Origin of the sequence: Gordonia sp. (in: high G+C Gram-positive bacteria), assembly GCF_047600385.1 — a bacterium.
Classification (GTDB): domain Bacteria; phylum Actinomycetota; class Actinomycetes; order Mycobacteriales; family Mycobacteriaceae; genus Gordonia.
This window is the reverse complement of the sequence record NZ_JASGKZ010000001.1, coordinates 2,683,639-2,709,747: the sequence shown is the minus strand read 5'-3', so window position 1 is coordinate 2,709,747 and position 26,109 is coordinate 2,683,639. Positions and strand designations below refer to the sequence as shown.

Genomic DNA, 26,109 nt, shown 5'->3' with positions numbered 1-26,109 from the left:
TACCCCGCGCGTCTCCGTTGACGGCCACACGCTGAGAACTGTGTCACAGTGCGTGGCAATAACTTTCCCCCGCGGAGGGGTTCTCGGTGTGCGTCTTCGCGTAAATAATCAGACGAGAGCTTTTACAGAATGAAGCCTTGAATTCGGCTGCCGTTCAGCATGACCAATGCATGTCAGAGCAGTTTCGAGAGGAATGTCCGAGTTCGCTCGTGCTGCGGGTCCTCGAGCATCCGCCGCGGGTCGCCGCGTTCGACGACGACGCCGTCGGCCATGAACACCAGCTGGTCGGCCACCTCGCGGGCGAACCCCATCTCGTGGGTCACCACGAGCATGGTCATCCCGGCCTGGGCGAGATCGCGCATGACGGCGAGGACGTCGCCCACGAGCTCCGGATCGAGGGCCGACGTCGGCTCGTCGAACAGCATCAGCTTCGGCTCCATCGCCAGCGCCCGCGCGATCGCCACCCGCTGCTGCTGACCGCCCGAGAGCTGTGCCGGGTAGGCGTCGGCCTTGCTCGCCAGCCCGACCTTGGCCAAAAGGTCCTCGGCGCGGGCCGCCGCCTCGTCGCGCGACTGCCGTTTCACCAGCATCGGCGCCTCGATGACGTTGGCGAGCACCGTCCGGTGCGGGAACAAGTTGAAGTGCTGGAAGACCATGCCGATGTCCCGGCGCTGCTTGGCGGCGTCACGCGGGCTCATCTCGTACAGCCTGTTGCCGCGCTCCCGATAGCCGATCAGCTCGCCGTCGACCCGCAGCCGCCCGGCGCTGACCTTCTCCAGGTGGTTGACGCACCGCAGGAACGTCGACTTGCCCGACCCGGACGGGCCGATCAGGCAGGACACCTCGCCGTGGCCCACCTCCAGGGAGATCCCCTTGAGCACCTGCAGCGCGCCGAAGCTCTTGCAGACCTCCTCGGCCACCACCATCGGGGTGGCCTGCGTCTTCGGAGCGTCCTGCGCCTTCACGGTGTTCATCGGCCGCCCTCCAGCGTCTCGGCCTGAGCCAGGTCTTCGAGCTGACGGTCGCTCAGCATCCGGCTGGCCCCCTTCGCGTAGTGCTTCTCCAGATAGTGCTGACCGACCATGAGGATGCTGGTGATCGCCAGATACCAGGTGGAGGCGACCAGCAGCATCGGGATCGGCTGGAAGTTGAGGCTGGAGATGTCGCGCTGCTGCCCGTACAGCTCCAGGGAGAACGGTATGGCGGTGACCAGCGAGGTGGTCTTGAGCATGCTGATCAGCTCGTTGCCGGTGGGCGGGATGATCACCCGCATGGCCTGCGGCAGCACCACCCGGCGCATGGTCTGCGACCACGTCATGCCCAGGGCCACCGACGCCTCCAGCTGGCCCTCGGGCACCGAGGTGATGCCGGCGCGGACGATCTCGGCCATGTACGCGGCCTCGTTGAGTCCGAGACCGATCACCGCGAACAGGAAGGCGGCGTTCATCGCCTGCACGTCGATGTGGAAGAACTGCGGACCGAACGGGATGCCCAGATCGATCTGCTTGTAGATGGAGCCGAACAGGCCCCACAGCACCAGCTGCACGTACACCGGCGTCCCGCGGAAGATCCACAGGTACACCCAGGCCACCGACCGCAGCACCGGGTTCGGGGAGAGCCGCATCACCGCCATGACCACGCCCAACACCACGCCGAGCAGCATCGCGCAGACGGTCAGCGCGAGCGTCCAGCCCGCCGCCGCGACGATGCGGGTGTCGAAGAGGTAGTCGAAGTAGGTGCTCCACCGGTAGGCCTCGTTGGTGGCGGCGCCGTACCCGAACAGACCCGCCAGGATCAGGATCGCCGCGGCCGCGACCCACTGCCCCGGATGACGCAGCGGCACCGCCTTGATCGGGTCGGGAGCCTGGCCTGCGACGGATGTCTCAGCGGGGTCGGGAGCACGGTCCGGCTCGGGGGTGCCGCCGGTCTCTGTCGTCGTCGGTTCGCTCATTCCATCGCTCCGTTGATCTTCGAGGTCTCGATCATCCCGGCTTCGACGCCCCAGTGCTCGGCGATCGTCCGGTAGTGGCCGTGGTCGATCAGATACTGCATCGCCCGCTGGATCGCCGGCGCCAGCGGCGACCCCTTCGGCACCGGGATGCCGTAGGGCGCGGCGTCGTAGATCGGTCCGACCAGCTCCAGGTCCTCCCCGATCTTCGCGGTCTTCTTGACGGCGTACGCGCTCACCGGCGAGTCCGCGGAGAAGGCGTCGATCTTCCCCAGCAGCAGCGCGGTGACGGCCTGGTCCTGGGCGTCGAACTTCTGCTTGTCGATCGGCGGCTCGCCCGCGGCGACGCACACATCGCTCTTGGCGGGCACCTCGTCGGTGTCCTCCACCGTCGTCGACTGCACGCCGACCTTCAGGCCGCACGCGTGGTCGGGGTCCACGTCGTCGCCGGCCCGCTGCACCCACTGCACGCCCGCACGGTAGTAGGTGACGAAGTCGACCTGCTTCTCGCGTTCGGCGGTGTCGGTGAACGACGAGATCCCGGCGTCGTAGGTCCCGGACTGGATCGCCGGGATGATCTTGTCGAAATCGGATTCGAGGAACTGCAAGCGCAGCCCCAGCACCTGTCCGATCGCGGTGAACAGGTCGATGTCGAAACCGACGATCCGGCCGTCCTTGTTCTTGAACTCGTTCGGCTGATACGGCGGATTGGTGCCCACCCGCAGCACCCCGCGCTCGGCGACCGGCACCGGAACCAGGGCGGCGAGCGGCGGCTGCTCCGCGACGTCCACCGAGATCGGCGCGACGTCGAGATGCGACTCGTCGTTGACGCAGGCCGTGACGGACAGCAGCGCGACGACCGCCGTCAGTGCTCCGAACACGCGGAGTCGTCGGTGCCTCACACGGACCCCCTTCTTCCTCCGCCCGAGGCGGACTCCCCTGTCCCCGACTCCGATCCACACGGCAGGCGCTCCTGCGGTCGACGGTGAACGGAGATGAAACTACAGGACCGAGACGACCCGTTCGCCGAACTCGGCCGTCGTCGACGTCCCGCCCAGATCCGGGGTGCCGATCCCGCTCGCGACGGTCTCGGCGACGGCCTGGCGGAGGGCGGCGCCGGCCTCGGTCGGTCGGGCATCGTCGTGCCGGAGACCGTACCACTGCAGCGCCGAGGCCACCGAGTGGAGCATCGCGATCGGATCGGCGACCCCGCGTCCTGCGATGTCCGGGGCCGCACCGTGCACCGCCTGCGCCATCACGCGGGTGTCGGAGCAGTTGATCGACGACGCCAGCCCCAGCGACCCGGAGAGCTCGGCGGCCAGATCCGAGAGGATGTCGCCGAACAGGTTCTCGGTCACCACGACGTCGAAGTCGGCGGGGCGCCGGACCAGGAGCGCCGCCATCGCGTCGACGTGCTGCTGGTCGACCGTCACGTCCGGATACCGCCGGGCGACGTCGAGGCACGCGTCCCGGAACAGCCCGGTGGTGAGCCGCAGGACGTTCGCCTTGTGCACGACGGTGACGTGTCCGCGCCGGGTCCGCGCCAGCTCGAACGCGCGCTCGGCGATCCGTTCGCTGGCCTGCCGGGTCACCAGGCCCACCGCGAGCGCGACGTCGGGGGTCGGCATGAACTCGCCGCTGCCGACCGCCATGTTCCGGTCGGCGTAGAGCCCTTCGCTGTTCTCCCGAACGATCAGCAGATCGATGTCGGGCGCGGTCGCGGCGACGCCCGGGATCGCCCGTGCCGGCCGCAGGTTGGCGTAGAGCCCGAACCGTTTGCGCAGGATCGCCCCCGGCGCCGGGGCGGACCGGTGCTCCCCCGGGTACGACGCCGAGTCGTGCGGCCCGACCACCATCAGGTCGTAGCCCTCCAGGGCGTCGAGGGTCTGTTCCGGGATCGGCGCGCCGTGCGAGTCGATCGCGGCGCGGCCGAACGGCAGACGATCCCACCGGACCGCGACGCCGCGCGCGGTCAGCGCCCGATCGGCGGCCCGCACCGCGACCGGAACCACCTCGGGTCCGATCCCGTCGCCGTCGAGCACCGCGATCCGCAACTCACCTTCGATCATGGCGGTAGCGTATCGGGCGCCGCGGCACCCGGTGCCAGGCCGTCCCGATCACGGGGATTCAGCGTGCGCGGGGCTGCACGTAGCAGGTGCCCTCCGAGAAGTTGCTGCACACCTGCTGCGCCTCGGCCAGCGAGTTGGTCGGCCGCACTACCACGTAATTCGTGTCGAGTCCGACCAGCGAACCGTCGGTCACCACCGAGCCGTAGTGCTGCGCCGCACGGTCGCGGGCGTTCCCGAGATCGTTGAACGCTCCGAACTGCGCGAAATACGGCGCCTGTTCCAGCGGCGGCGGGGGCGGCACGTAACCGGGCGAGTCCGGGTCGGCGCTCTCGGCGACGTCCGGGGTGGGTGCCTCGTACGTCCGGACGGTCCGATTCGGGGTGGTCCGGGTCTCTGTGGGCCGGGGCTCGGTCGCCGTCACGTGCGTCGAGGTGACCGTGACCCGGCGTTCCTTCTCCACCACGACCGACGGTGCTCCCGGACCGGCCACGGCGTCTCCTTCGTCCTTCTGCGACAGCAGCGCGTACGCGACGGCGCCCACCACCAGCACCAGGAGCGTGAGACTCACCCCGATCAGGACCGGCACCAGCGCGGACGACCGCTGCGGTGGCTGCTCGACGTACTGGTAGCCCGAATGCTGGGGATACGGATAGCCGGGTTGCGAGTGGACCGTCGGGGAGGGCACCGGCTGGGAGTTCTGCGCCGTGCCGAGGCGGCCCGTGCCGGGCGGCAGCGGGCCCGAACCGGCCGCGGGAGCAGGTCCGGGCGTGCGCTCGCGCGTCGGGGAGTATCCCGCGACGGGCGCGGACACCGCCGTCGCATCCGGTGCGACGACCATGCGGGTCTGCGGCTCGCCGCCCGGGCCGCGGGGCGGCGGAGGCGGTGTCTTTCCGCGCAGGGCCGCCGCCGCGGCGGCGGCCAGCTCACCGGCCGAGCCGTGGCGGCGCGCCGGGTCGTGGTCGAGTCCGCGGGCGATCACCGCGTCGAGCGTGCTCGGCAGTCCGGGCGCCACCGCGCTGACCGTCGGGATCGGCGAGGTGAGCAGCGCCTTGATCGCCGCGGTGACGCCGTCGGCCGGATACGGGACACTCCCGGTCAGGCATTCGTACAGCACGCACGTCAACGCGTAGACGTCCGACGCCGGACCGGCCGGCGCACCGTCGAACAGCTCCGGCGCCATGTACGAGACCGAGCCGATCGCACCGCCGGTCTGGGTGAGCCGGGTGTCGCCGTCGGCGTTCGCGATGCCGAAGTCCACGAGGTAGGCGAAGTCGCGCTCGGCGACGAGGATGTTCTCCGGTTTCACATCGCGGTGGATCAGCCGGTCGGCGTGGGCGGCGTCCAGCGCCGACGCGATCTGGTCGACGATCGCGACGGCGCGCGCCGGGGCCAGGCGCCCGGCGCGGTGGATCACGGCCTTGAGATCGCTGCCCTCCACCAACCGCATGTCGATGAACAGGGCGCCGTCCACCTCGCCCCAGTCGTGGATCGGGATGACGTGCGGTTCCCCGAGCCGCGCGGCGGTGCGCGACTCCCGACGGAAACGCTCCCGGTACTCCGGGTCGGCGGCGAGCGCGGGCTTGAGTACCTTCAGCGCGACGATCCGGTCCTTGCTCGTGTCGTAGGCACGATAGACCTCGCCCATGCCGCCGCGGCCGAGCAGTTCGTCGAGTCGGTACGGACCGAACTGCGCCCCCGCCCGGATCCGGGCCTCGATCGGATCTGAGTTCATCATGTGAGCCTCTCGGTCGTCGTCGGCACCGTCAGTGCGCCGCTTCGTCCCAGGAACGACCGAATCCCACGGAGACGTCGAGCGGAACCGACAGTTCGATCGCCGCCCCCATCTCCTCGCGCACCAGCGACTCGATCGCCTCGCGCTCCCCCGCCGCCACCTCGACGACGAGTTCGTCGTGCACCTGCAGCAGCATGCGCGAGTGCAGGCCGTCGGCGGCGATCCGGCGCGCCACGTTGATCATCGCGACCTTGATGATGTCCGCGGCACTGCCCTGGATCGGTGCGTTGAGCGCCATCCGCTCGGCGGACTGGCGGCGCTGGAAGTTGTCGGAGTTCAGGTCCGGCAGGTAGCGCCTGCGCCCGAACATGGTCTCGGTGTACTCCTTGTGCCGCGCCTGCACCACCACCTCGTGGAGGTAGTCGCGGACCCCGCCGAAGCGCATGAAGTACCGGTCCATCTGGTCGCGCGCCTCCTCCCGGCTGATGCCCAGCTGCGCGGCCAGGCCGAAGGCGCTCAAACCGTACGCGAGCCCGTACGACATCGCCTTCACCCGCGAACGCATCTGCGCGTCCACCTGGTCGATCGGGACGCCGAAGGCCCGGGAACCGACGAAGTTGTGCAGGTCCTCACCGGAGTTGAAGGCCTCGATCAGGCCTTCGTCGCCGGACAAATGCGCCATGATCCGCATCTCGATCTGCGAGTAGTCGGCGGTCATGAGGCATTCGTAGGCTTCGACGGGCTCAGCCGGCGTGGAGGCGGACTCAGCCGGCGTGGAAGCGGACTCGGCCGGTGCGGAGGCGGACTCGGCTCGCACGGAGGACGATCGGGCCGTGCCGACGACGAAGCCGGCGCGGATCTTGCGTCCCGCCTCGGTGCGCACCGGGATGTTCTGCAGGTTCGGCTCGGTGGACGAGAGCCGGCCGGTCGCCGCCACCGTCTGGTTGAACGTGGTGTGGATCCGGGTGTCGTCGGCCACGGTCTTGAGCAGACCGTCGACGGTCACCTTGAGCCGCGTCGCGTCACGGTGTTCCAGCAGGAACTTCAGGAACGGATGCTCGGTCTTCTCGTAGAGCCACGTCAACGCATCCGCGTCCGTCGTGTAACCGGTCTTGGTCTTCTTGGTCTTCGGCATGCCGAGCTTGTCGAAGAGCACCACCTGCAGCTGCTTGGGCGAACCGAGGTTCACCTGCTCCCCGATCACCTCGTACGCGGCGTCGGCGGCGTCCCGGACCCGCTGGGCGAACTCCCGCTCCAGCGCTTCCAGGTGATCGAGGTCGACGGCGATCCCCGCCTCCTCCAGATCGGCGAGCACGAACGCCAGCGGCAGCTCCATGTCGTGCAGCAGCGCCACCGAATCGATCCGCTCCAGCTCGACGTCGAGGGTGTCGGCCAGCTCGGCGACGGCCTGCGCCGACAGCATGAGCTGATTGCTCGCGGCGGTCTCGTCCTCGTCGTCGTCGAGCAGCGAGAGCTGGCCGTCGCCGGCGGCGGTGTCGGCCTTGAGCTCGCGCCGCAGATAACGCAGGGCGAGGTCGTCGAGGTTGAAGGTGCGCTGCCCGGGCCGGACCAGATACGCCGCGAGCGCGGTGTCGGAGGTGACGCCGGCCAGCGTCCAGCCGCGGCCGCGCAGGGCGTGGATCGCCCACTTCACCTCGTGGACGGCCTTGGGCAGGTCGGCGTCGGCGAGCCAGGCGCCCAGCGCGGCCTCGTCGTCGGGGTTCAGGACGATCGGGTCGACGAAGGCGGCCTCGCCGTCGGCGGCGGCGATCGCGATACCGGTGGCCTCCGACGCGTACACCCGATGCTCCCCGGTCACCGCCAGACCGCTGCGTCCGGTGCGGGCATGGGCGTCGAGCCAGGCCGACACCTCGCCCGCCCCCAGCCGGGTGCCGTTCACCTCGAAACCGGCGTCGGCCTCGGGTTCGGCCGAGGTGAGCGTCGAGAAGAGCCGATCGCGCAGCACCTTGAACTCGAGGTCGTCGAACAGCCGGTGGATGCGGTCGCGGTCCCAGCCGTGCAATGCGAGATCGTCCGGATCGGCGGGCAGGTCCATGTCGCGCACCAGCTCGGTGAGCCGCCGGTTCATGATCACCGCCGCCAGGTTCTCCCGAAGCGAGTTCCCGACCTTGCCGCGCACCTCGTCGGCGCGGTTCACCAGCTCGTCGAAGGAACCGTACTCGCGGATCCACTTGGCCGCGGTCTTCTCCCCCACCCCCGGGATGCCCGGGAGGTTGTCGCTGGGATCGCCGCGCAGCGCCGCGTAGTCGGGGTACTGCCGCGGGGTGAGACCGTACTTCTTCTCCACCTCCTCCGGGGTGAACCGGGTGAGCTCGGAGACGCCGCGCTTCGGGTACAGCACGGTGATGTTCTCGTTCACCAGCTGCAGCGAGTCGCGGTCGCCGGTCACGACGAGGACGCGGTAGCCCTGAGCGTCGGCGCGGGTGGCCAGGGTGGCGATCACGTCGTCGGCCTCGTAGCCCTCGATCGCGATCACCGGGATCCCCATCGCGTCGAGGACGTCCTTGGTCAGGTCCACCTGACCGCGGAACTCGTCGGGCGACTTGGAGCGCTGCGCCTTGTACTCGGGGAACATCTCCGAGCGGAAGGTCTGCCGCGAGACGTCGAACGCCGCGCCGACGTGGGTGGGCTCCTCGTCGCGCAGCAGGTTGATGAGCATCGACGTGAAGCCGTACACCGCGTTGGTGGCCTGACCGGTGTGGGTCTGGAAGTTCTCGGCGGGCAACGCGAAGAACGCGCGGTAGGCCAGGGAGTGGCCGTCGAGCAGCATGAGCGTCGGCTTCTCGGCCGACTTGCTGCGGGTGGAAGTGCTGGACGACGTCTTCGCGGGGCTCACGGTGTCAGAGTCTAATGAGGAGGTCCGACATCGGTGGTGTCGGCGGGCTCCTCCGCTCCCTGAGCCGCCTCCGAGCGCAGCGAACCGCCACCCCGTTCCCTGAGCCGCATGCGAGCGCAACGAGCCGGCGAGTCGAAGGGGCCGGCGATCGTTCTCGGTGGGCCCCTTCGACTCGACTCGTCACTGCGTTCCTCCTCGGCTCAGGGAGCGGAGCACTACGTCCTCTCCGCGTCAGGAGCAGTAGGAGGTGCGCGCTCAGGCGACGCCCAGGTAGGCCTCCCGGACCGCCGGATCGACGAGCAGGTCGCGGCCCGCCCCCTCCAGGGTGATCGAACCGGTCTCCAGGATGTAGCCCCGATCCGACCGGCTCAGCGCCTGCTGGGCGTTCTGCTCGACGAGCAGGATCGTGGTGCCCGAGGCGTTGATGTCGGCGATGATCTCGAAGATCTGCTTGATCACCATCGGCGCCAGCCCCATCGACGGTTCGTCGAGCAGGAGCAGCCGGGGCCGGGCCATCAGCGCGCGACCGATGGCCAGCATCTGCTGCTCGCCGCCCGACATGGTGCCGCCGTACTGCTTCTTGCGCTCGGCCAGCCGCGGGAACAGCTCGAAGACGTGGTCGAGCACCTCGTTGTAGGCGGCCTTGGACTCGAACCGACGCCCGTAGCAGCCCATGTCGAGGTTCTCCAGCACCGTCATCCCGGGGAAGACGTGCCGCCCCTCCGGCACCTGGATGATGCCGCGGCGGACCCGGTCGTGGGTGGACAGCCCGTCGATCCGCTCGCCCTCGAACCAGATCTCGCCGTCGGTCAACTTGTCGAGCCCGGAGATGCCGCGCATCGTCGTCGACTTGCCCGCGCCGTTGGCCCCGAGCAGCGTGACCAGTTCCCCCTGATCGACGTGCAGCGAGATCCCGTGCAGCGCGATGATCCGGCCGTAGCCGATCACCACGTCGCGCAGCTCCAGCACCGGGGCGTCCGAGACCGGTGAGACGGGGGCCGGTCCGCCTGCCGCACCGGGGACGGGGTCATTCGAGTTCGTCATCGGGCACTCCCAGATAGGCCGCGATCACCGCGGGATTCTCTCGCACTTGCTTCGGTGTCCCCTCGGCGATCTTGCGGCCGAACTCCAGCACGACGATCCGGTCGGTCACCCCCATGACCAGCCGCATGTCGTGCTCGATCAGCAGCACCGTGTAGCCGTCGTCGCGGATCTTCTGGATCAGCTCCATCAGCGCCGTCTTCTCGCTCGGGTTGAAGCCTGCGGCCGGCTCGTCCAGGCACAGGAGTTTCGGTTCCGTCGCCAGCGCCCGCGCGATCTCCAGACGACGCTGATCGCCGTACGACAGGTTCGCGGCCTTCTCCGCGGCCCGGGCCCCGATCCCCACGAACTCCAGCAGCGCCATCCCCCGCTCCACCGCGTCCCTCTCCTCGCGGTAGAGCCGCGGCGACCGGAAGATCGCTCCCCAGACCGACGTCTTGTGCCGGGCGTCGGTGCCGACGCACACGTTCTCCAGGGCGGTCATCTCACCCCAGAGCCGGACGTTCTGGAAGGTCCGCGCGATACCGAGCCGGGTGATCTGATGCCGCTTCGTCTTGCCCAGCGGCGCACCGTCGAACGAGACGGTGCCGCGGGTCGGCGTGTACACGCCGGTGATCGCGTTGAAGCAGGTCGTCTTGCCCGCGCCGTTGGGGCCGATCAGCCCGAGGATCTCGCCGCGTCGGATGTCGAAGGTGACGCCGTCGAGTGCGGCGAGACCGCCGAACTCGACGGTGAGCCCCTCCACCCGCAGCAGGGTGTCGCCCTCGGCGGCCGCGATGTCACGATGCGGGGCCACCGCCTCGGCCACCGCTCCGGGGTCGGCCGGGGCCGCGTCCACCACGACCGGGTCGAGCACCGCGGTCGCCTCCGGATCGGACAGGATCTCCGCGAAGTGATCGTCGTCGCGTGCGTGTCTGCTCATGCCTTCACCTCCTCGGTCCGGGTCTGCCCCGGTGGTGGCGGCGGAACCCGATGCACCGCCGAGTAGACCCGCCGCCCGAAGGTGATCAGCCGGGCCCGCGCCGGGAACAGTCCCTGCGGACGGAAGATCATCAGCGCCACCAGAGCGATGCCGAAGAACAGGTACTTGTAGTCGCCGAGCGACTGGTCGCCGACCTGCACGCCCTGCACCCGCGCGGGCAGGTACACGATGATGAACGCGCCGACGATCACGCCCAGCTTGTTGCCCTGGCCGCCGAGGACCACCGCGCACAGGAACAGCATCGAGTTGATGACGGTGAAGGCCTTGGGGTCGACGTACTGGACCTGACCGGCGTAGACCGCACCGGAGAGACCGCCGATCCCGGCGCCGATCACGAACGCCCACAGCTTGTACTTGAAGGTCGGCACGCCCATGATCTCGGCGGCGTCCTCGTCCTCGCGGATCGCCACCCACGACCGGCCGACCCGGCTGCGCTTGAGGTTGCCGATCATCAGCAGCACCAGCACCACGAGCAGCAGCCCCAGCCAGTACCACCACACGCCGTAGCTGAGCACCCCCGAGTTGTTCGAGTTCGCGAAGACGCCGTCCGGGTGGCCGTCGCTGCGGCCGACCACCGGGAACAGCACGCCCTGCAGACCCGCCGGACCGTTGGTGACGTCGGTCAGGTTGTCGGCCAGGAGACGGACGATCTCGCCGAACCCGAGCGTGACGATGGCCAGGTAGTCGCCGCGGACGCGGAGCGTCGGACTGCCCAGGATCACGCCGGTGATCCCGGTGATCACGATGGCCAGCGGAACGCAGGCGAGCCATCCCCAGGGTCCGGAGAAGATGCCGTGATCGCCGCTGTCCCAGATCGGGCTGGCCGGACTGGTCAGGAGCGCCACCACGTAGGCGCCGACCGCGTAGAAGCCGACGTAGCCGAGGTCGAGCAGCCCCGTCTGACCGACGACGACGTTGAGTCCGATCGCGATGAGCGCGACCATCGCGAACTGCGCCAGGGTCGCCCCGAAATCGGTCGCCGTCGTCGTGATCAGCGGCGGTTTCAGCACCGGGAGCAGGGCGAACAGGGCGAAGACGACCACGCCGACCCCCCACTGCGCGGGACGCGACAGCGCATCCCAGCGTTCCCGGATCCGGTCGCCGGGCGCACCCAGCGTCCGGGCCCAACCGCGACGCGCGACGGTCTCGTCGTTCTGCTGATTCATACCCGCGCCTTCCCGAGCTTCTCGCCGAGGATGCCGGTGGGCCGGAACATCAGCACCAGGATGAGCAGCGAGAACGCCACCACGTCCTTCCACTGATTGCCGAAGACCACCGAGCCGTAGTTCTCCATCACGCCCAGCAGCAGACCGCCGAGCAGCGCCCCGCGGACGTTGCCGATGCCGCCGAGCACCGCCGCGCAGAACGCCTTGATACCGAGGATGAAACCACCGGAGTAGATCACCGTGTTCGGGTACCGCATGGTGTAGAGCAGAGCCGCCGCGCCCGCCAGCAGACCGCCGATCAGGAACGTGACCGTGATGATCCGCTCCCGCGAGACGCCCATCAGCAGCGCCGCGTCCGGATCCTGCGCGACCGAGCGGATGCCGCGGCCGAGCTTGGTCTTGTTGATGAGGAGGTCGGTGCCCAGCGCCAGGATCAGCGCGGAGGCGATCACGATCATCGTCACGTTGGTGACCGAGGCGCCGAAGACGCTGAACTGTTCCTGGGGCTCGACCAACCGGATGGTCGGCTGTGCGCTCGATCCGCCGAGCGGCGGATCCGACGGCACCTTCGGCAGCACGTAGTGCACCAGTTCCTGGAGCACGAACGACATGCCGATCGCCGTGATCAGGAAGGCCAGCGGCTTCGCATTGCGTTTTCGGAGCGGCCGGTAGGCGAGGAACTCCACGCCGACCGCGACCGTGCCGGACACCGCCATGCCGATCAGGCCCGCCACCAGGAGGAAACCGATGGTGGCGAGGGCGCCGACGTCGTAGGTGTCGCCCGAGGGCGAGAAGCCGAGGATCAGCAGTCCGACGTACACGCCGAACATGCCGAGCATGAAGACCTCGGAGTGCGCGAAGTTGATGAGTCGGAGCACGCCGTAGACCAGCGTGTATCCGCAGGCGACGAGGGCGTAGACGGAGCCGTAGGCGAGACCGTCGATGGTCAGGTTCCAGAATCCGTCACGGAGGGCGCCGAGATCGAATCCGATGGTGGCGTTGGCCAGCAGCGTCGTCGATTCGGCCAGGGAATACGCGATCATGCGTCCCTTTCAGGCAGGAGGGAACGACGACGGTGCGCCCGGACTTCCACCGCCCGGGCGCACCGCTGCCGCCCGAACGGGTTACTTGACCTGGTACATCCAGATGAGCGACGACTTCAGCTCACCGTGCGGCTGCCACTCGTAGGTGCGGGCGAGGCCGACACCGGAGTAACCCCGCACGTAGGTGAGCAGGTCGGCGCGGGTCCGCTTGCCCTCGCTGATGCCCTTCATCAGGATCGTGGCGAGGTCGTAGGCCTCCACCGAGTACACGCCCGGGGCCTGCTTGAACTTCTCGGTGTACTGCTTGGTGAAGTTCTCCGGACCGGGACCGCACGGGCACGAGAGGTACGCGCCCTTGGCGGCATCGCCCGCCTGCTTGGTGAACTGCGGATCGTTCGCGCCGTCGCCGGAGACGAACGTGACCTCCGGGGCGGCGGCCTTGAGCTGCTGGGCCAGCGGCGCGGCCTCGGCGTAGTAGCCGGCGAAGAACACCGCGTCCGGGCTCGCCCCCTTGATCTTCGAGATCAGCGCCGCGAAGTCGCGCTCGCCCTTCTTCACGTCGCCCTGGCAGGCGGCCACGTTGGCCGAGCCGAGCGAGCCGACGATCGCGCGGGACAGGCCCGCGCCGTACTCGGTGTCGTCCTTGACGACGCAGACCTTCTTCTTGCCCAGCGTCCCGGTCAGGTACTTGGCCACGGCGGGGCCCTGGACGTCGTCGTTGGCCAGACCGCGGAAGAAGGTCTTCCAGCCGTTGTCGGCGAGCGCCCCGTTGGTGGCCGAGGCGGTCACCGCGACCAGCCCCGCCTGGTTGAACACGCCGCCGGTGGCCTTGGTCTCACCGGAGAAGCCCGGACCGATCAGTCCGACGATCGACTTGTCGTTGACGATCTGCGGCGCCACCTGCGTGGCCTTCTGCGGGTCGCCCTCGGAGTCGAACGTCTTGAGCACGATCTTGCAGTCCGGGTTGGCCGCGTTGTGCTGGTCGACGGCCAGCTGCGCGCCGTTGCGCATGTTGATGCCCAGTGCGGCGTCGGCACCGGTCAGCGCACCCATCTGCGCGATCGTCGTCTCCGGGCACTTGGCCTTGCCGTCCCCCGCCGGGTCGAGCGCCTGGGTCTCGTCGGACTTCTTCTGCTCTTTGCCCTGGGTGTCGATCTGCGCCAGGGGCGCGATCTTCGAGGCCCGACCCGGCCGAACCCGAGTCGGTGGATTTGTCGCCACACGCGGACAGGACCAACACACTGGCCAATGTCGCCGCGAGGGCACCGGTCGTGATCCGACGGTGCATGTTCAACCTCTTCTGCTGTGGACCCGGCTCGACGCCGGAAGGTTCTCCGCTCGAAGACCTTTGCAAAAGATAAGCGGAATCTGTGAGTCCCGTCGAGCATTCACCGGGAACATGCAGGAAAACGGTGCCGACGTTTTCCCAGTTGTTACATCCGGGAGCGGAATACCGGTCAGGAGGAGGTGTCCTCGCCCAGAGTCTCGACGACGACCTGCGCGACCGCCTTCATCGTGACGCGCCGGTCCATCGCGTTGGTCTGGATCCACCGGAAGGCCTCGGGTTCGGTGAGCGCCTGCTTCTCCATGAGCAGACCCTTGGCACGCTCGATCAGCTTGCGCACCTCGAACCGCTCGTTCATGCCCGAGATCTCGTCCTCGAGCGCCTTGAGCTCCCGGAAACGGCTCAGCGCCACCTCGATCGCCGGCACCAGATCGGACTGGTTGAACGGCTTCACCAGGTACGCCATCGCCCCCGCGTCACGGGCCCGTTCGACGAACTCGCGCTGACTGAACGCGGTCAGCATGACCACCGGCGCCAGCCGTTTGCGGGCGATCTCGCTCGCCGCATCGATGCCGTCGCGGACCGGCATCTTGATGTCCATGATCACCAGGTCGGGCCGCAGCGATTCGGTGAGGTCGACGGCGACCTGCCCGTTGGGCGCCTCACCGACGACGTCGTAGTCCTCGTCGCGGAGCATCTCGCAGAGATCCATGCGGATCAGGGAGTCGTCCTCGGCGACGACCACCCTGTGCGCCCCGGTCCGATCCCTGGCCGCTCCGGCTTCGCTCATCGCCCGTGTCTTCCGCATCGCTCGTCAGTCATGTGTTCGGTGTGCCCCGGGCCGGACTCGAACCGGCACCCCTTTCGAGACCGCATTTTGAGTGCGGCGCGTCTGCCAATTTCGCCACCGGGGCTGGTGGTCGTGCGCAGACGAGTGTACGTACCCTCATCTGCTCCGCGCACACCCCCCATGGAAACCGGCCGAGAACCGGGGCGCGCACCGCCCCGAACGGACCGCTCGTCCCCGGCGGATGCGCCCGGACGCCACCGGGGAACGTGTTCTTCGTCTCAAGGAGGTGAGCTACGCTACTTCTCAGTAATCTCACAGATGTGTCACATCACGACTTCGGGGAGTTGTCCAACACATGATCCAGGCGACCCGCAGCGGACTGCGCCGACTCCTGATCCTCGTCCTCGTCCCGCTCCTCGTCGCCGCGGGCGCCTCCCTCGCGCCGATGACGAACGCCCCCGCTCAGGCGGCCGTGTTCGGCGCGCTCGGAGCCCAGTGGACCCGCACCGCCGAGGGACCCCAGCGCTACCCCCGCCACGCGGTGACCCCGGACGTGTCGATCCGGATGAGCGACGGCACCGTGCTCCGCGGCAACCTGATCCGGCCCGCGAACCAGGCCGGCCAGCCGGTGGACAGAGAACTGCCGACGATCGTCAACATGACGCCGTACACCAAGATGGTCAGCGCCCTCGCCGCCGAGGTCCTGAACTATCCGGTGCTGATCCCGCAGCTGATCGAACTGCTCAACGCGATCAACCTGCGCGGCACCGTGATCTCCGGTTACAACGAGCTGGTCGGCTCGCTGCGCAGCGGCTTCACCGACACCTTCTCCTACGATCCGAAGCTCATCCGTTCCGGCTACAACATGCTCGTGGTGGACGTCCGCGGCACCGGCTTCTCGCAGGGCACCTGGCAGGTCTTCGGTCCGCGCGAACGCAAGGACACCGTCGAGGTGATCGACTGGGCGAAGAAGCAGAAGTGGTCCAACGGCAAGATCGGCATGGCCGGCGCGTCGTACTCGGGCATCAACCAGCTTCAGGCCGCCGCGGACGCGCCCGGCAGCATCGACGCCATCGTGCCGGTGGTCCCCGGCGCCGACCTCCTGCGGGACGTGGTGGCACCCGGCGGCGGCGTCGGCGCCGGATTCCTCGGCTTCTGGCTCGCCGCGGTCAACGCCACCAAGATGATTCCGAACGTGGCCTCCATGCTCAACGGCACCTTCGACTGGAAATGGCTCGGCGACCGCGCGAAGGATCCCCTCACGTTCTTCGACGTGATGCTGCAGGCGCTGACGATCCAGCGGCCGGGCCAGGCGACCGGGGACACCCGCGAACTCCTCAACGACGGCACCCGCCGCCGGACCGCACTCCACACCGACGTCGGCAAGGTGACCACGCCGACCTTCGCCATCGGCGGCTGGAACGACCTGTTCACCAACAGCCAGGCCCGACTGCTCAGCGGCCTCACACAGCTTCCGGACAGCAAGAAGAAGCTCGTGATGGACGACGGCTACCACATCACCGTGGGCGCCGAGTTCGGCACGCGCGGAGCCCCGCCGAAGATGAACGTCTTCTCCCGCGCCTGGTACGACAAATGGCTCAAGGGCATCGACAACGGCATCGACCGGTACTCGCAGGCCACGCTCGCCTCGATGCCGCGGGACTCCTTCTTCCAGACCCAGAGCTTCCCGATGCCCGGCGTCACGCACCGGCGTCAATATCTCACCGGTCGGCCGTCCGGGTCCGTCCACACCCCGGTCGCCGGCGACGGCTCGCTCTCGTCGGCCGAGCCCGGTGCCCGGGCGACCCGCCTGGTGCAGCCCGGTCTGAGCAACCTGTGCGGCCGGGACGGATCGCAGGGCGCCGCGGGCGTCACCGCGTTCTTCGACTTCTGCGGCCGGGACAACCGGATCGCCGAGGTGGCCGCGCAGACCTTCACCACCGCACCGGTGAAGAAACGGACGCGGATCTCCGGCTGGCCGGGCATCCACCTGGTCCAGCGCCTGGCCGCGACCGACGGCTACTGGCACGCGACGGTCAACGTCGTGAAGCCGGACGGCCGGTCGACGGTGATCTCGATGGGCCAGCTCGTGGTGTCGCTGCGCGAGTACGACGAGTCGCGCAGCCAGTTCGCGGCGAACGGCGACGTCGTCGACCCGTTCCTGCACCTGTCCCTGGACAGGTACAAGCCGGTCCGCCCCGGCCAGACCCTGGCGGTCGACATCCCGATGAGCCCGACCCAGGCCACCCTGCAGCCGGGTGACCGGGTCCGGGTGGACCTCTACTCGCTCAATGCGCCCAAGGCGGTGCCGTTGGGCCCGACGATGTGGAGCAGCCGTTTCGGACCGCAGTACATCGAGATCGATCCGAAGAAGCCCAGCTGGGTGAACATCCCGGTCGACCACCCGCTGCGCTGATCCCGGTCGGGTCGGGTCGCACGGCGCGACCCGACCACGGCGGCCGCCGTCTCTCCCCTGCCGACGGACACCGGCCGCCGGCGTGCCGCCGACGGCGACATGTCGTCGAACGAGGCGCAGGCGGCCGGTGTCCGTCGGTGGACTCCGCAGGCCCGGTCGGAGCAGTCCCCCGTTCAGCACAGACCTGTGTCAGCGCAGGTCCGTATCGGTACAGGTCTGTTCAGTACAGGACGATGCCCTCGCCCAGCTCTGCCCGGGTGACCCGCTGCGGGTCCGCGTCGCCGATCTCCACCAGAAAGGCGTCGGACTCGTAGACGTCGGTGATCGTGAACGACGCCAGGCAGGTGCCGCCGCGGGAGGCCCCCGACTCACGCACCAGCGGCGCGGATCCGGCGAGGTCGCCGTCGCGGACGTCGATCAGCCGGACCGTGGCACCGACGTGCGCACCGCCGCCGTCGAGCGCCTTCCCCGAGGTGCAGTCGATCCGGACCGCGCCGTGCGCGGTGAAGTACGAAGCGTTCACCAGCCCCAGCACCAGTGCGCCGACCGCGAGCACCAGCAGCAACAGCCCGGCGAGCACGCTGATCGGCAGCACCCAGGTGCGCAGGTTCTTCCGCCAGGTCGCGGGCGGCAGCGGTGGACCGGGCGGCTGGAAGTACTGGATCTTCGGCATCGGCGGAGGCGGCGGATAGGGGATGCCCGGTCCGGCGGCCGGGACCGACGGCGGGAAGACGACGTCGGGTCGACCGCCCCCGGGAACCGGGCCGGGTCGGGGCCCGGGTCGACCGATCGGCGGCAGAACCTGCGCCCCGGGTCCCGGAGCGCCCGGATACGGAGCGCCTGGATACGAGGGGCCCGGATACGACGAACCCGGCATCGGAACCGCGGCCGGAGCAGTCGTCCACGGAGTCCCGACACCCGAATCCGCAGCACCCGAATCTGCAGAACTCGAGTCCACAGCACCCGAGTCCGTCGGGTCCGAGTCCACAGCGCCAGAGTTCGTCAGGCCAGAGTCCGTCGGGCCAGAGTCCGCCGGGTCCGAAGCGACTGCACCCGGACCCGGGAGGTCCGAATCCACCGCACTCGAACCAGCAGCCTCGGAATCCACCGGGCCCGAGTCCGCCGAGCTCGAATCCACTGTGTTCGAATCCACCGAGTCCGGCCCCGCGGCGACCGGATCGGCGCCACCGTCACCCGGAACCTCGCCGCCGATGTTCTCGGTGCCGACGTTCTCGGCTCCGGCGTTCTCGCCACCGGGGCTCTCGGCTCCGGTGTCCTCCAGGACTCGACCGACCGGGTCTGGAAGTCCGGGACCGTCGCCGCCGGAACCTCGGACGTCCGGCCCCGCGGCTCCAGGACCCTCTGCCGCTTCGTTCACGCGTTTCCCCTCAACTCTCGTCCGCCATCCGTCGACCGATCGGTGTCATTTCCGGGGCGGGAAGTACTTGATCAGCGCCTCCTGCACCACGGAGGTGGCCAGCAGACCGTCGCGCATGAAGAACCGGCCCGACCCGATCCCGCGGGAGCCGGCCGCGACCGGCGACTCGGTGGAGTAGAGCATCCACTCGTCGAACCGGAACTCGCGGTGGAACCACATCGAATGGTTCACGGTCGCCGCGAACAGGCGATCCATGCCCCACGACAGGCCGTGAGTGGTGATGATCGAATCGAGCACCGTGGTGTCGGAGGCGTACGCCATCGCCGCGACGTGCATCGAGCGGATCGTCGGGCAGCGTGCCGTCGGCCTTCATCCAGACCCGGTTGTGCTTGAGGGTCTCCCCCGCATCCTTGACCTTCCACGTGGGGTCGTTGGCGAAGCGGATGTCGATCGGGTGCAGGGCGTTGACGAACAACGCGATCTGGTCCTCGTACCCCTTGAAGTGCTCGCCGAGCGGCGGCAGCTCCTCCGGGTACGGGACCAGCGGGCTCTCCACCGCGTGCTCCAGGCCGGCGCTGTTGTCCTGGAAGGCGACCAGCATGGTGAAGACCTCCTCACCGTCCTGCATCGCCGTCACCTGCCGGTTCGCGAAGGCCTTGCCGTCGCGGAACCGCTGCACGTGGTACTCTATCGGCTTGTTCACGTCGCCGCCGCGGATGAAGTGCGCGTGCAGCGCGTGGACCGGCGGATTGCCGCGGGTCAGGGTGCGGCCCGCGGCCACCACGCCCTGGCCCAGGAGCTGACCGCCGAAGGTCCGCGCGGTCTTCTGCGTGGGGTGCTGTCCGTGGAACAGGTTCTCATCGACCTGCTCGATGTCGAGCAGGTCGATGAGCTTCTCGAGGTCGCCGCCCTCGCTCTCGTCTGAGATGCGATGGCTCGGGTCATCCAGGTTGCGGGTCATCCCACAACCCTATGTGACGGCGACGACCGGCCTCCGTGGCAGCCGTCGATCAGTGGTCCTGTTCGCCGATCCGGTGCAGGTGCAGCAGGTTGGTGGAACCGGGGACCTGCGGCGGCGCACCGGCGACCACCACCACGGTGGAACCGCGCTTGACCGTTCCGTTCTCCTCGCAGAACTCGTCGAGCTGATCGATCATCGCGTCGGTGCCCGAGGCCCGGCCGACGAGGAACGGTTCGACGCCCCAGCTGAGCGCCAACTGGTTCCGGATCAGTTCGCTGGTGGTGAACGCCATCAGCTTGAGCCGCGAATGCAGTCGGGCGATACGGCGCGCGCTGTCGCCGGTCTCGGTGAAGACCGCGATCCCGGCCGCGTTGAGCCGCTCGCCGATGTCGCGGGCGGCGAAGGTCAGAACACCTCGCTGGGTCCGCGGAACGTGCTTGAGGTCGGGAACGGTCCGCCGGCTCTCCTCCGCGGCGACGACGATCGAACTCATCGTGCGCACGGTCTCGAACGGGAACCTGCCCACCGAGGTCTCCCCGGACAGCATCACCGCGTCGGCGCCGTCGAGTACCGCGTTCGCGACGTCCGAGGTCTCCGCGCGGGTGGGTCGGGAGTTCTCGATCATCGAATCGAGCATTCGGGTGGCGACGATCACCGGCTTGGCGTTCTCCCGCGCGATCTGGATCGCGCGCTTCTGCACCAGCGGCACCTGTTCGAGCGGCATCTCCACGCCGAGGTCGCCGCGGGCCACCATGATGGCGTCGAAGGCCAGGACGATCGCCTCGAGGTTGTCGATCGCCTCCGGCTTCTCCAGTTTGGCGACCACCATCACGCGGTGTCCCACCCGGTCCATGATCTCGTGGACCAGCTCGATGTCGCCGGGGCTCCGCACGAACGACAGCGCCACCAGGTCGACGCCGAGTCCCAGCGCGAACTCGAGATCGTCGATGTCCTTCTCGCTCAGCGCGGGCACCGAGATGTTCATCCCGGGCAGCGAGAGTCCCTTGTGATTGGAGACGGTGCCGCCCTCGGTGACGCGGCAGACGACGTCGTCGCCGTCGATCTCCTCGACCACCAGTCCGACCTTGCCGTCGTCGACCAGCAGCCGGTCGCCGGGCTTGGCGTCCTCGGCGAGCTGCTTGTAGGTGGTGGAGACGCGGTCGTGGTTCCCCACGACGTCGGCGACGGTGATGCGGACCAGCTCTCCGGTGTTCCAGTCGACGGCGCCGTTCGGGCGGCCGTTCTCCTCGAACCATCCGAGACGGATCTTGGGTCCTTGCAGGTCGGCGAGGATGCCGACCGGTTTACCGGTCTTGCTCGCCGCCAGACGCACCGCCTCGTAGACCTTCCGATGGTCCTCGTGGGTGCCGTGGCTGAAGTTCATGCGGGCGACGTCCATCCCGCTTTCGACGAGCTCTGTGATGCGCTCTTCGGTGTTGGTCGCAGGGCCGAGGGTACAGACGATCTTGGTTCGACGGGTCACCCTGTCCAGGCTAGTCCCTCGTCCCCGGGTCGTCAGATCTTCCCGCCTCGGGATCGGTCCCCGTGTCGGCCGGTCCGCCCGGCTCGGTGCCGTCGGTCTGGTCGACGTCGGTGTCCTCGGCCTGGTCGACGTCCTCTTCCACCTGATCGACACCGGCGTCCTCCGCCTGATCGACGCCGGCATCACCCGGCTGGTCGACGTCGGCGTCCTCCGCCTCGACGGCCGGGGTGTCGGTTGCCGAGGTGTCGGCGGTCGGGGTGTCGGCGGGCTGATCCAGGTCTGCTCCGGCGACAGTCTCGGCGACACCCGCCGCGGTGGGATCGTCGGCAGCGGGATCGTCGCCGGTCCCGTCGTCTTCCGTCCGGTCGTCCCCGGTCTGGTCGTCTTCTGCCTGGTCGTCCTCGGTCTGGTCGTCTTCTGCCTGGTCGTCCTCGGTCTCCGCCTCCTCCAGCGGGTGCGAATGCACGATGACCATCGTCGTCTCGGTGCTCTCGACCACCCCGCGGATCTCGATGCCGCCGGAGGCGGCCGACTCGGGCTGGATCGTGTAGAACGACCCGGACGGGCTCGCGGCGGATCCCTCGGGCTCCTCCGCAGAATCGAAGTCCTCCACGGAATCGGTCTCGGGCGCAGAGTCGGGAGCGTCGTCGGGCTCGGGCACGACGTCAGCGGGCTCGGCGGGCTCGATATCGGCCGCACCGCCGGGCGCCTCGGCCGTCTCCGGTTCGGTCGCCTCTTCTTCCGTCGGCACCGCTTCCGTCGGCACCACGACGTCCGGGACCGCTTCGGCACCGGTGAGCGTGTCGACCTCGGGGGACGTCTCAGCCGCGGGGAACGCCTCGTCAGCCGTGGCGGCGACCGGAGCGGCTTCGACGTCCGACTCCTCCGTGCCGACGGTCTCGGGCGCCACGTGCTCGTCAGAGGCCTCGACGAGGGCTTCGACGGGGGTCTCCCGGAGGTCGTCGCTCCCCACGGCGGGCCCGCCCGGCGTGCCGGAGTAGCGGAGGCGGTCGGCGGCGACCTCGCGGACGGCCGGAATGAGGCCGGTGATCATCGGGTCCTTCACATGCCGCACGTTCTCGACGACGCCCTCCGCGGCGCCGACCCCGGTCTCCGAAGCGGCGACGGGTTCGGCGGAGGTCTCCGTCTCCGCAGAGGTCTCGGTCGGCACGGCGTCGTCGCCGGTGTCCACGGCCTCGGCGTCCTCGAAGGCCGTATCGACGGCCTCGATGTCCACGACCTCGGTGTCCACGTCCTCGATGACCGCCGTCTCCGAACCCGCTGCCTCCGAACCCGCGGTCTCGGGGTCCACAGCGGCCTCGGCGTCCACCGGATCCACGACGTCGGCGTCGTCGACTCCGGGACTCGACTCCACGGGACCGGTGTCCACGTCGTCGTCGAAGACGGCATCCGCGGGATCCACCGCCGCCGACTGCGCCCACACGGCCTCCGGCGCGGTGGGAGTCCGCCCCGCGGACCAGGCCGCGGCCGACCAGGCGCCCGCGGATCCGGGTGCGGGCCGGCCGAACTCCGCCGCGCCGGCGGAGGGCTCGGCGAGTTCGGGGTCGAACGCCGGATACCCGGGCCGCGCGTCCGGATCGTCGTCCGAGGGGTACTCCGCGGCATCGTCGAAGTCGGTGTCGTCGTACTCGGCGTCGTCGTCCCAGCCGTCGTCGTACTCGTCGTCCGACGGCGCCTCGTCCGACGGCACCCCGGTGAAGCCCTCGGCCTCGAGCTCCTCGGCCCTGGTCGGCCAGTACATCTCCAGGCCGGTCTCCCGGCCACGCGTGGCGAAGACGAAGTAGAGCGCCGCGCACAGGAACACGAACGCCGACGTGAACAGGTTGACGCGGATACCGAGGATCTCCGTGGCCTCGTCGGTCCGCATCATCTCGATCCAGAACCGGCCCAAGCAGTACCCCGCCACGTACAGGGCGAACAACCGGCCGTGGCCGATCCGGAAACGCCGGTCGAGGAACACCAGGACCGCCACGATCAGCAGGTTCCACAGCAGCTCGTAGAGGAAGGTCGGATGCACCACCTCGGCGAGGACACCGGTCGAGACGCCCTGCGGCAGGGAGATCCCGGTGACGGCGCCGTCCTGACGCACGTACAGTTCCAGGCCCCACGGGAGGTCGGTCGGCCCGCCGTAGAGCTCCTGGTTGAAGTAGTTGCCGAGCCGACCGATCGCCTGCGCGGCCAGCACCGGCGGGGCGAGCGCATCGCCGAACGACGGCAACCGGATGCCCTTGGTGCGGCAGCCGATCCACGCGCCGAGGGCGCCGACGAGCACCGCGCCCCAGATACCGAGACCGCCGTCCCAGATGGCGAACGCCGCGCCGATCCCCCTGCCGTCGGCGCCGAAGTAGCGGTGCCAGTCGGTGAGGACGTGATAGATCCGGCCGCCGATCATGCCGAACGGGACCGCCCAGAGCGCCACGTCGAGCACGTCGCCGGGTCGTCCGCCGCGTTCCTGCCAACGCCGGTCGCCCCACCAGATGGCGACGACGATGCCGGCGATGATGCAGAGCGCGTAGGCCCGCAACGGCACCGGTCCGAGGTACCAGACCCCCTGGGCAGGACTCGGCAGGTACGCGAGGATACTCGTGTGACTCACGCGTGCCACCCTAACGGACGACGCGCCTCCCGGCCGCTAAGCCGTGTTACGGCAGACCTTCCGCCCGATCAGAGGTCGCCGCGGCACCCGCGGGCGAGTTCGGTCACCAGGGCGGCGACCGCGTCCTGGCCTCGATCGTGCGCCGAGACGATCGCCGATCCGACGATCACCCCGTCGGCGTATTCGGCGATCTCGGCCGCCTGAGCCCCGCTGCGCACGCCCAGACCCACCCCGATCGGGATGTCGGAGTGCTCCCGGACCCGCGCGCACAGTTCCGGCGCCAGGTTCGAGACGGCGTCACGCGCCCCGGTCACGCCCATCGTCGACGACGCGTACACGAAGCCGCGGCAGTGATCGAGCGTCATCGCCAGCCGCTCCGGCGTGGACGACGGCGCCACCAGGTAGATGCGGTCCAGTCCGTGCGCGTCGGAGGCCGTCTCCCATTCGCCGCCCTCCTCGGGGATGAGGTTCGGCGTGATCAGGCCCAGACCGCCGGCCGCGGCCAGATCGCGGGCGAAGGCGTCGACGCCGTACTTGAGGACCAGGTTCCAGTAGACCATCACCACCGGTTTCGCTCCGGCGTCGGCGACGGTCTCCACCGCGGTGAACACGTCGCGAACCCGGCTGCCGTTCGCCAGCGCCACCTGGGTGGCCGCGGCGATCGTCGGCCCGTCCATCACCGGATCGGAGTACGGGATGCCGACCTCGACGATGTCGCAGCCGGCGTCGACCATGGTGCGCAGGGTGGTCAGGGAGTCGTCGACGGTGGGGTAGCCGACCGGGTAGTAGCCGATCAGTGCGGCGCGGTCGTCGGCGCGGCAGGCGGCGAAGGTCTCGCCGAGCCGCGAGGGCACCTCGGACTTGCTCATGCTCCGGCCTCTTCCTGGTTCTGGGCTCGCGCCTGCTTCTGCTTGACCTGCTCGGCGTACTCGAACTCCGACGGCGGCTTGCCGAACAGTCCGAACCACTCGCCCGCGGTGTCGACGTCCTTGTCGCCGCGTCCGGACAGGTTCACGACGATGATCGCGCCCTCCCCCAGTTCGCGGCCCAGGGTGAGTGCTCCGGCGACGGCGTGGGCCGACTCGATCGCCGGGATGATGCCCTCGCGGCGCGACAGCAGGGCCAGCGCCTCCATCGCCTCGGCGTCGGTGACCGGACGGTACTCGGCCCGGCCGATCTCCTTGAGGTGGGCGTGCTCGGGGCCGACGCCCGGGTAGTCCAGTCCCGCCGAGATGGAGTGCGACTCGATGGTCTGGCCGTCCTCGTCCTGCAGCAGGTACGAGTAGGCGCCCTGGAAGGCGCCAGGGCTGCCGCCGGTGAAGGTGGCGGCGTGCCTGCCGGTCTCCACGCCGTCGCCGGCGGCCTCGAATCCGACGAGGCGCACGGCGGCGTCGTCGATGAAGGGGTGGAAGAGACCGATCGCGTTCGATCCGCCGCCCACGCAGGCCACGACGGCGTCGGGCAGTCGTCCGGCCTGATCGAGGATCTGGACGCGGGCCTCCATGCCGATGATGCGCCTGGAGGTCGCGCACCATCATCGGGAACGGGTGCGGTCCCGCCGCGGTGCCGAAACAGTAGTAGGTGTCGTCGGCGTTGCTCACCCAGTCGCGCAGCGCCTCGTTGATGGCGTCCTTAAGGGTGGCCGAGCCGGTCTCGACGGCCACCACGTCGGCGCCGAGGAGGCGCATGCGGGCGACGTTGAGCGCCTGCCGCTCGGTGTCGACGCGCCCCATGTAGATCACGCACGTGAGACCGAGCAGCGCGCACGCGGTCGCGGTGGCGACGCCGTGCTGGCCCGCACCGGTCTCGGCGATCACCCGGGTCTTGCCCATCCGCTTGGCCAGCAGCGCCTGACCGAGGACGTTGTTGATCTTGTGCGAACCGGTGTGGTTCAGGTCCTCGCGCTTGAGGAAGATCCGGGCCCCGCCCGCGGCGTCACCGAGCCGCTTGGCCTCGTACAGCGGCGACGGGCGTCCGGTGTAGTCGCGCTGCAGGGCGTCGAGCTCGGCGAAGAACTCGTCGTCGGTGCGCAGCTTCTCGTAGGTGGCGGTGGTCTCCTCGATCACCGCCATCAGCGCCTCGGGCACGTGCCGACCGCCGAAGACGCCCCAGTGCCCCCGCTCGTCGGGGCCGATCGACGAGCGCTGCGCGACTCCGTCGCTGGCTCGGGGGAAGCGCGGCATCGCGCCGCCTGCGGATTCTGCTGCGGGGTGTTCGGTCACGGTGTCTGAGTATCCTCGTCGTCTCGATCGATGCGCGAACCGGGCCCGCCGACGGCGCGGGCCCGGTCCGTGTCGCACCGATCGACGGTGCGTCGATCGGTGCGAAGGCGTGGGTTCGG

Annotated in this window: 16 protein-coding genes, 1 tRNA gene and 3 pseudogenes; 1 reads left to right on the top strand and 19 read right to left on the bottom strand. The window is 69.3% G+C overall.

The window, feature by feature from the left end; genetic code table 11:
• Nucleotides 1–173: 173 nt before the first annotated feature.
• From QM809_RS12245 to QM809_RS12185, 13 genes and pseudogenes are all read right to left on the bottom strand, one after another.
• Nucleotides 174–926 carry an amino acid ABC transporter ATP-binding protein gene (locus QM809_RS12245; protein WP_415047073.1) on the bottom strand — a complete coding sequence of 251 codons (753 nt, stop codon included), beginning with the start codon at nucleotides 924–926 and terminating at the stop codon, nucleotides 174–176.
• A 44-nt stretch (nucleotides 927–970) separates the two neighbouring features.
• On the bottom strand, nucleotides 971–1,951 hold the full coding sequence (locus QM809_RS12240; RefSeq protein ID WP_415046057.1) for an amino acid ABC transporter permease: 981 nt from the start codon (nucleotides 1,949–1,951) through the stop codon (nucleotides 971–973).
• On the bottom strand, nucleotides 1,948–2,829 hold the full coding sequence (locus QM809_RS12235) for an ABC transporter substrate-binding protein (RefSeq protein ID WP_415046056.1): 882 nt from the start codon (nucleotides 2,827–2,829) through the stop codon (nucleotides 1,948–1,950). The genes QM809_RS12240 and QM809_RS12235 overlap by 4 nt, the downstream gene beginning before the upstream one ends.
• Before the next feature lie 120 nt (nucleotides 2,830–2,949).
• The gene (locus QM809_RS12230) at nucleotides 2,950–4,017 is read right to left on the bottom strand and encodes an isocitrate/isopropylmalate dehydrogenase family protein (protein WP_415046055.1); all 1,068 of its coding nucleotides are present in this window, start codon (nucleotides 4,015–4,017) and stop codon (nucleotides 2,950–2,952) included.
• Nucleotides 4,018–4,075: 58 nt separating this feature from the next.
• Nucleotides 4,076–5,749 carry a serine/threonine-protein kinase gene (locus QM809_RS12225; RefSeq protein ID WP_415046054.1) on the bottom strand — a complete coding sequence of 558 codons (1,674 nt, stop codon included), beginning with the start codon at nucleotides 5,747–5,749 and terminating at the stop codon, nucleotides 4,076–4,078.
• 31 nt (nucleotides 5,750–5,780) lie between these two features.
• Nucleotides 5,781–8,606: a DNA polymerase I gene (polA, locus tag QM809_RS12220; protein WP_415046053.1), complete on the bottom strand. Its 2,826-nt coding sequence runs from the start codon at nucleotides 8,604–8,606 to the stop codon at nucleotides 5,781–5,783.
• 255 nt (nucleotides 8,607–8,861) lie between these two features.
• Nucleotides 8,862–9,650: an ABC transporter ATP-binding protein gene (locus QM809_RS12215; protein ID WP_415046052.1), complete on the bottom strand. Its 789-nt coding sequence runs from the start codon at nucleotides 9,648–9,650 to the stop codon at nucleotides 8,862–8,864.
• Nucleotides 9,634–10,569: an ABC transporter ATP-binding protein gene (locus QM809_RS12210; RefSeq protein WP_415046051.1), complete on the bottom strand. Its 936-nt coding sequence runs from the start codon at nucleotides 10,567–10,569 to the stop codon at nucleotides 9,634–9,636. Before QM809_RS12210 ends, QM809_RS12215 begins: the two co-directional genes overlap by 17 nt.
• Nucleotides 10,566–11,795, bottom strand: a complete 1,230-nt coding sequence (locus QM809_RS12205) for a branched-chain amino acid ABC transporter permease (protein ID WP_415046050.1) — start codon at nucleotides 11,793–11,795, stop codon at nucleotides 10,566–10,568. The genes QM809_RS12210 and QM809_RS12205 overlap by 4 nt, the downstream gene beginning before the upstream one ends.
• Nucleotides 11,792–12,838: a branched-chain amino acid ABC transporter permease gene (locus QM809_RS12200; protein WP_415046049.1), complete on the bottom strand. Its 1,047-nt coding sequence runs from the start codon at nucleotides 12,836–12,838 to the stop codon at nucleotides 11,792–11,794. Before QM809_RS12200 ends, QM809_RS12205 begins: the two co-directional genes overlap by 4 nt.
• An 81-nt stretch (nucleotides 12,839–12,919) precedes the next feature.
• Nucleotides 12,920–14,126, bottom strand: a pseudogene (locus tag QM809_RS12195) (branched-chain amino acid ABC transporter substrate-binding protein).
• A gap of 169 nt (nucleotides 14,127–14,295) precedes the next feature.
• On the bottom strand, nucleotides 14,296–14,913 hold the full coding sequence (locus QM809_RS12190) for an ANTAR domain-containing response regulator (protein ID WP_415046048.1): 618 nt from the start codon (nucleotides 14,911–14,913) through the stop codon (nucleotides 14,296–14,298).
• Between the two features lie 42 nt (nucleotides 14,914–14,955).
• Nucleotides 14,956–15,037: transfer RNA gene (locus QM809_RS12185), tRNA-Leu, on the bottom strand.
• 231 nt (nucleotides 15,038–15,268) lie between these two features.
• On the opposite strand from QM809_RS12185, the gene QM809_RS12180 reads away from it, so the two are divergent.
• Entirely contained in the window at nucleotides 15,269–17,329 is a 2,061-nt protein-coding gene (locus QM809_RS12180) for a CocE/NonD family hydrolase (RefSeq protein WP_415046047.1), read from the top strand.
• Nucleotides 17,330–17,549: 220 nt separating this feature from the next.
• On the opposite strand, the gene QM809_RS12175 is transcribed toward QM809_RS12180, so the two are convergent.
• The 6 genes and pseudogenes from QM809_RS12175 to trpB all read right to left on the bottom strand — a co-directional run bounded on the left by QM809_RS12175 (nucleotide 17,550) and on the right by trpB (nucleotide 25,951).
• Entirely contained in the window at nucleotides 17,550–18,002 is a 453-nt protein-coding gene (locus QM809_RS12175) for a hypothetical protein (protein ID WP_415046046.1), read from the bottom strand.
• A 750-nt stretch (nucleotides 18,003–18,752) separates the two neighbouring features.
• A pseudogene (locus QM809_RS12170) lies at nucleotides 18,753–19,668 on the bottom strand (acyl-CoA thioesterase).
• Between the two features lie 49 nt (nucleotides 19,669–19,717).
• The gene (gene pyk, locus QM809_RS12165; protein WP_415046045.1) at nucleotides 19,718–21,151 is read right to left on the bottom strand and encodes a pyruvate kinase; all 1,434 of its coding nucleotides are present in this window, start codon (nucleotides 21,149–21,151) and stop codon (nucleotides 19,718–19,720) included.
• 10 nt (nucleotides 21,152–21,161) lie between these two features.
• Nucleotides 21,162–23,768: a prolipoprotein diacylglyceryl transferase gene (gene lgt / locus QM809_RS12160; RefSeq protein ID WP_415046044.1), complete on the bottom strand. Its 2,607-nt coding sequence runs from the start codon at nucleotides 23,766–23,768 to the stop codon at nucleotides 21,162–21,164.
• A 68-nt stretch (nucleotides 23,769–23,836) separates the two neighbouring features.
• Nucleotides 23,837–24,637, bottom strand: a complete 801-nt coding sequence (gene trpA, locus QM809_RS12155) for a tryptophan synthase subunit alpha (protein ID WP_415046043.1) — start codon at nucleotides 24,635–24,637, stop codon at nucleotides 23,837–23,839.
• A pseudogene (trpB, locus tag QM809_RS12150) lies at nucleotides 24,634–25,951 on the bottom strand (tryptophan synthase subunit beta). The gene trpA and the pseudogene trpB overlap by 4 nt, the downstream one beginning before the upstream one ends.
• Between the last annotated feature and the right edge of the window lie 158 nt (nucleotides 25,952–26,109).

Coding starts and splice junctions, on each gene's coding strand:
- QM809_RS12180 (WP_415046047.1), top strand. CDS start 15,269: ATGATCCAGGCGACCCGCAGCGGACTGCGCCGACTCCTGATCCTCGTC.
- QM809_RS12210 (WP_415046051.1), bottom strand. CDS start 10,569: ATGAGCAGACACGCACGCGACGACGATCACTTCGCGGAGATCCTGTCC.
- trpA (WP_415046043.1), bottom strand. CDS start 24,637: ATGAGCAAGTCCGAGGTGCCCTCGCGGCTCGGCGAGACCTTCGCCGCC.
- QM809_RS12200 (WP_415046049.1), bottom strand. CDS start 12,838: ATGATCGCGTATTCCCTGGCCGAATCGACGACGCTGCTGGCCAACGCC.
- QM809_RS12175 (WP_415046046.1), bottom strand. CDS start 18,002: ATGCCGAAGATCCAGTACTTCCAGCCGCCCGGTCCACCGCTGCCGCCC.
- QM809_RS12225 (WP_415046054.1), bottom strand. CDS start 5,749: ATGAACTCAGATCCGATCGAGGCCCGGATCCGGGCGGGGGCGCAGTTC.
- QM809_RS12190 (WP_415046048.1), bottom strand. CDS start 14,913: ATGAGCGAAGCCGGAGCGGCCAGGGATCGGACCGGGGCGCACAGGGTG.
- QM809_RS12205 (WP_415046050.1), bottom strand. CDS start 11,795: ATGAATCAGCAGAACGACGAGACCGTCGCGCGTCGCGGTTGGGCCCGG.
- QM809_RS12240 (WP_415046057.1), bottom strand. CDS start 1,951: ATGAGCGAACCGACGACGACAGAGACCGGCGGCACCCCCGAGCCGGAC.
- QM809_RS12215 (WP_415046052.1), bottom strand. CDS start 9,650: ATGACGAACTCGAATGACCCCGTCCCCGGTGCGGCAGGCGGACCGGCC.
- QM809_RS12245 (WP_415047073.1), bottom strand. CDS start 926: ATGGTGGTGGCCGAGGAGGTCTGCAAGAGCTTCGGCGCGCTGCAGGTG.
- QM809_RS12230 (WP_415046055.1), bottom strand. CDS start 4,017: ATGATCGAAGGTGAGTTGCGGATCGCGGTGCTCGACGGCGACGGGATC.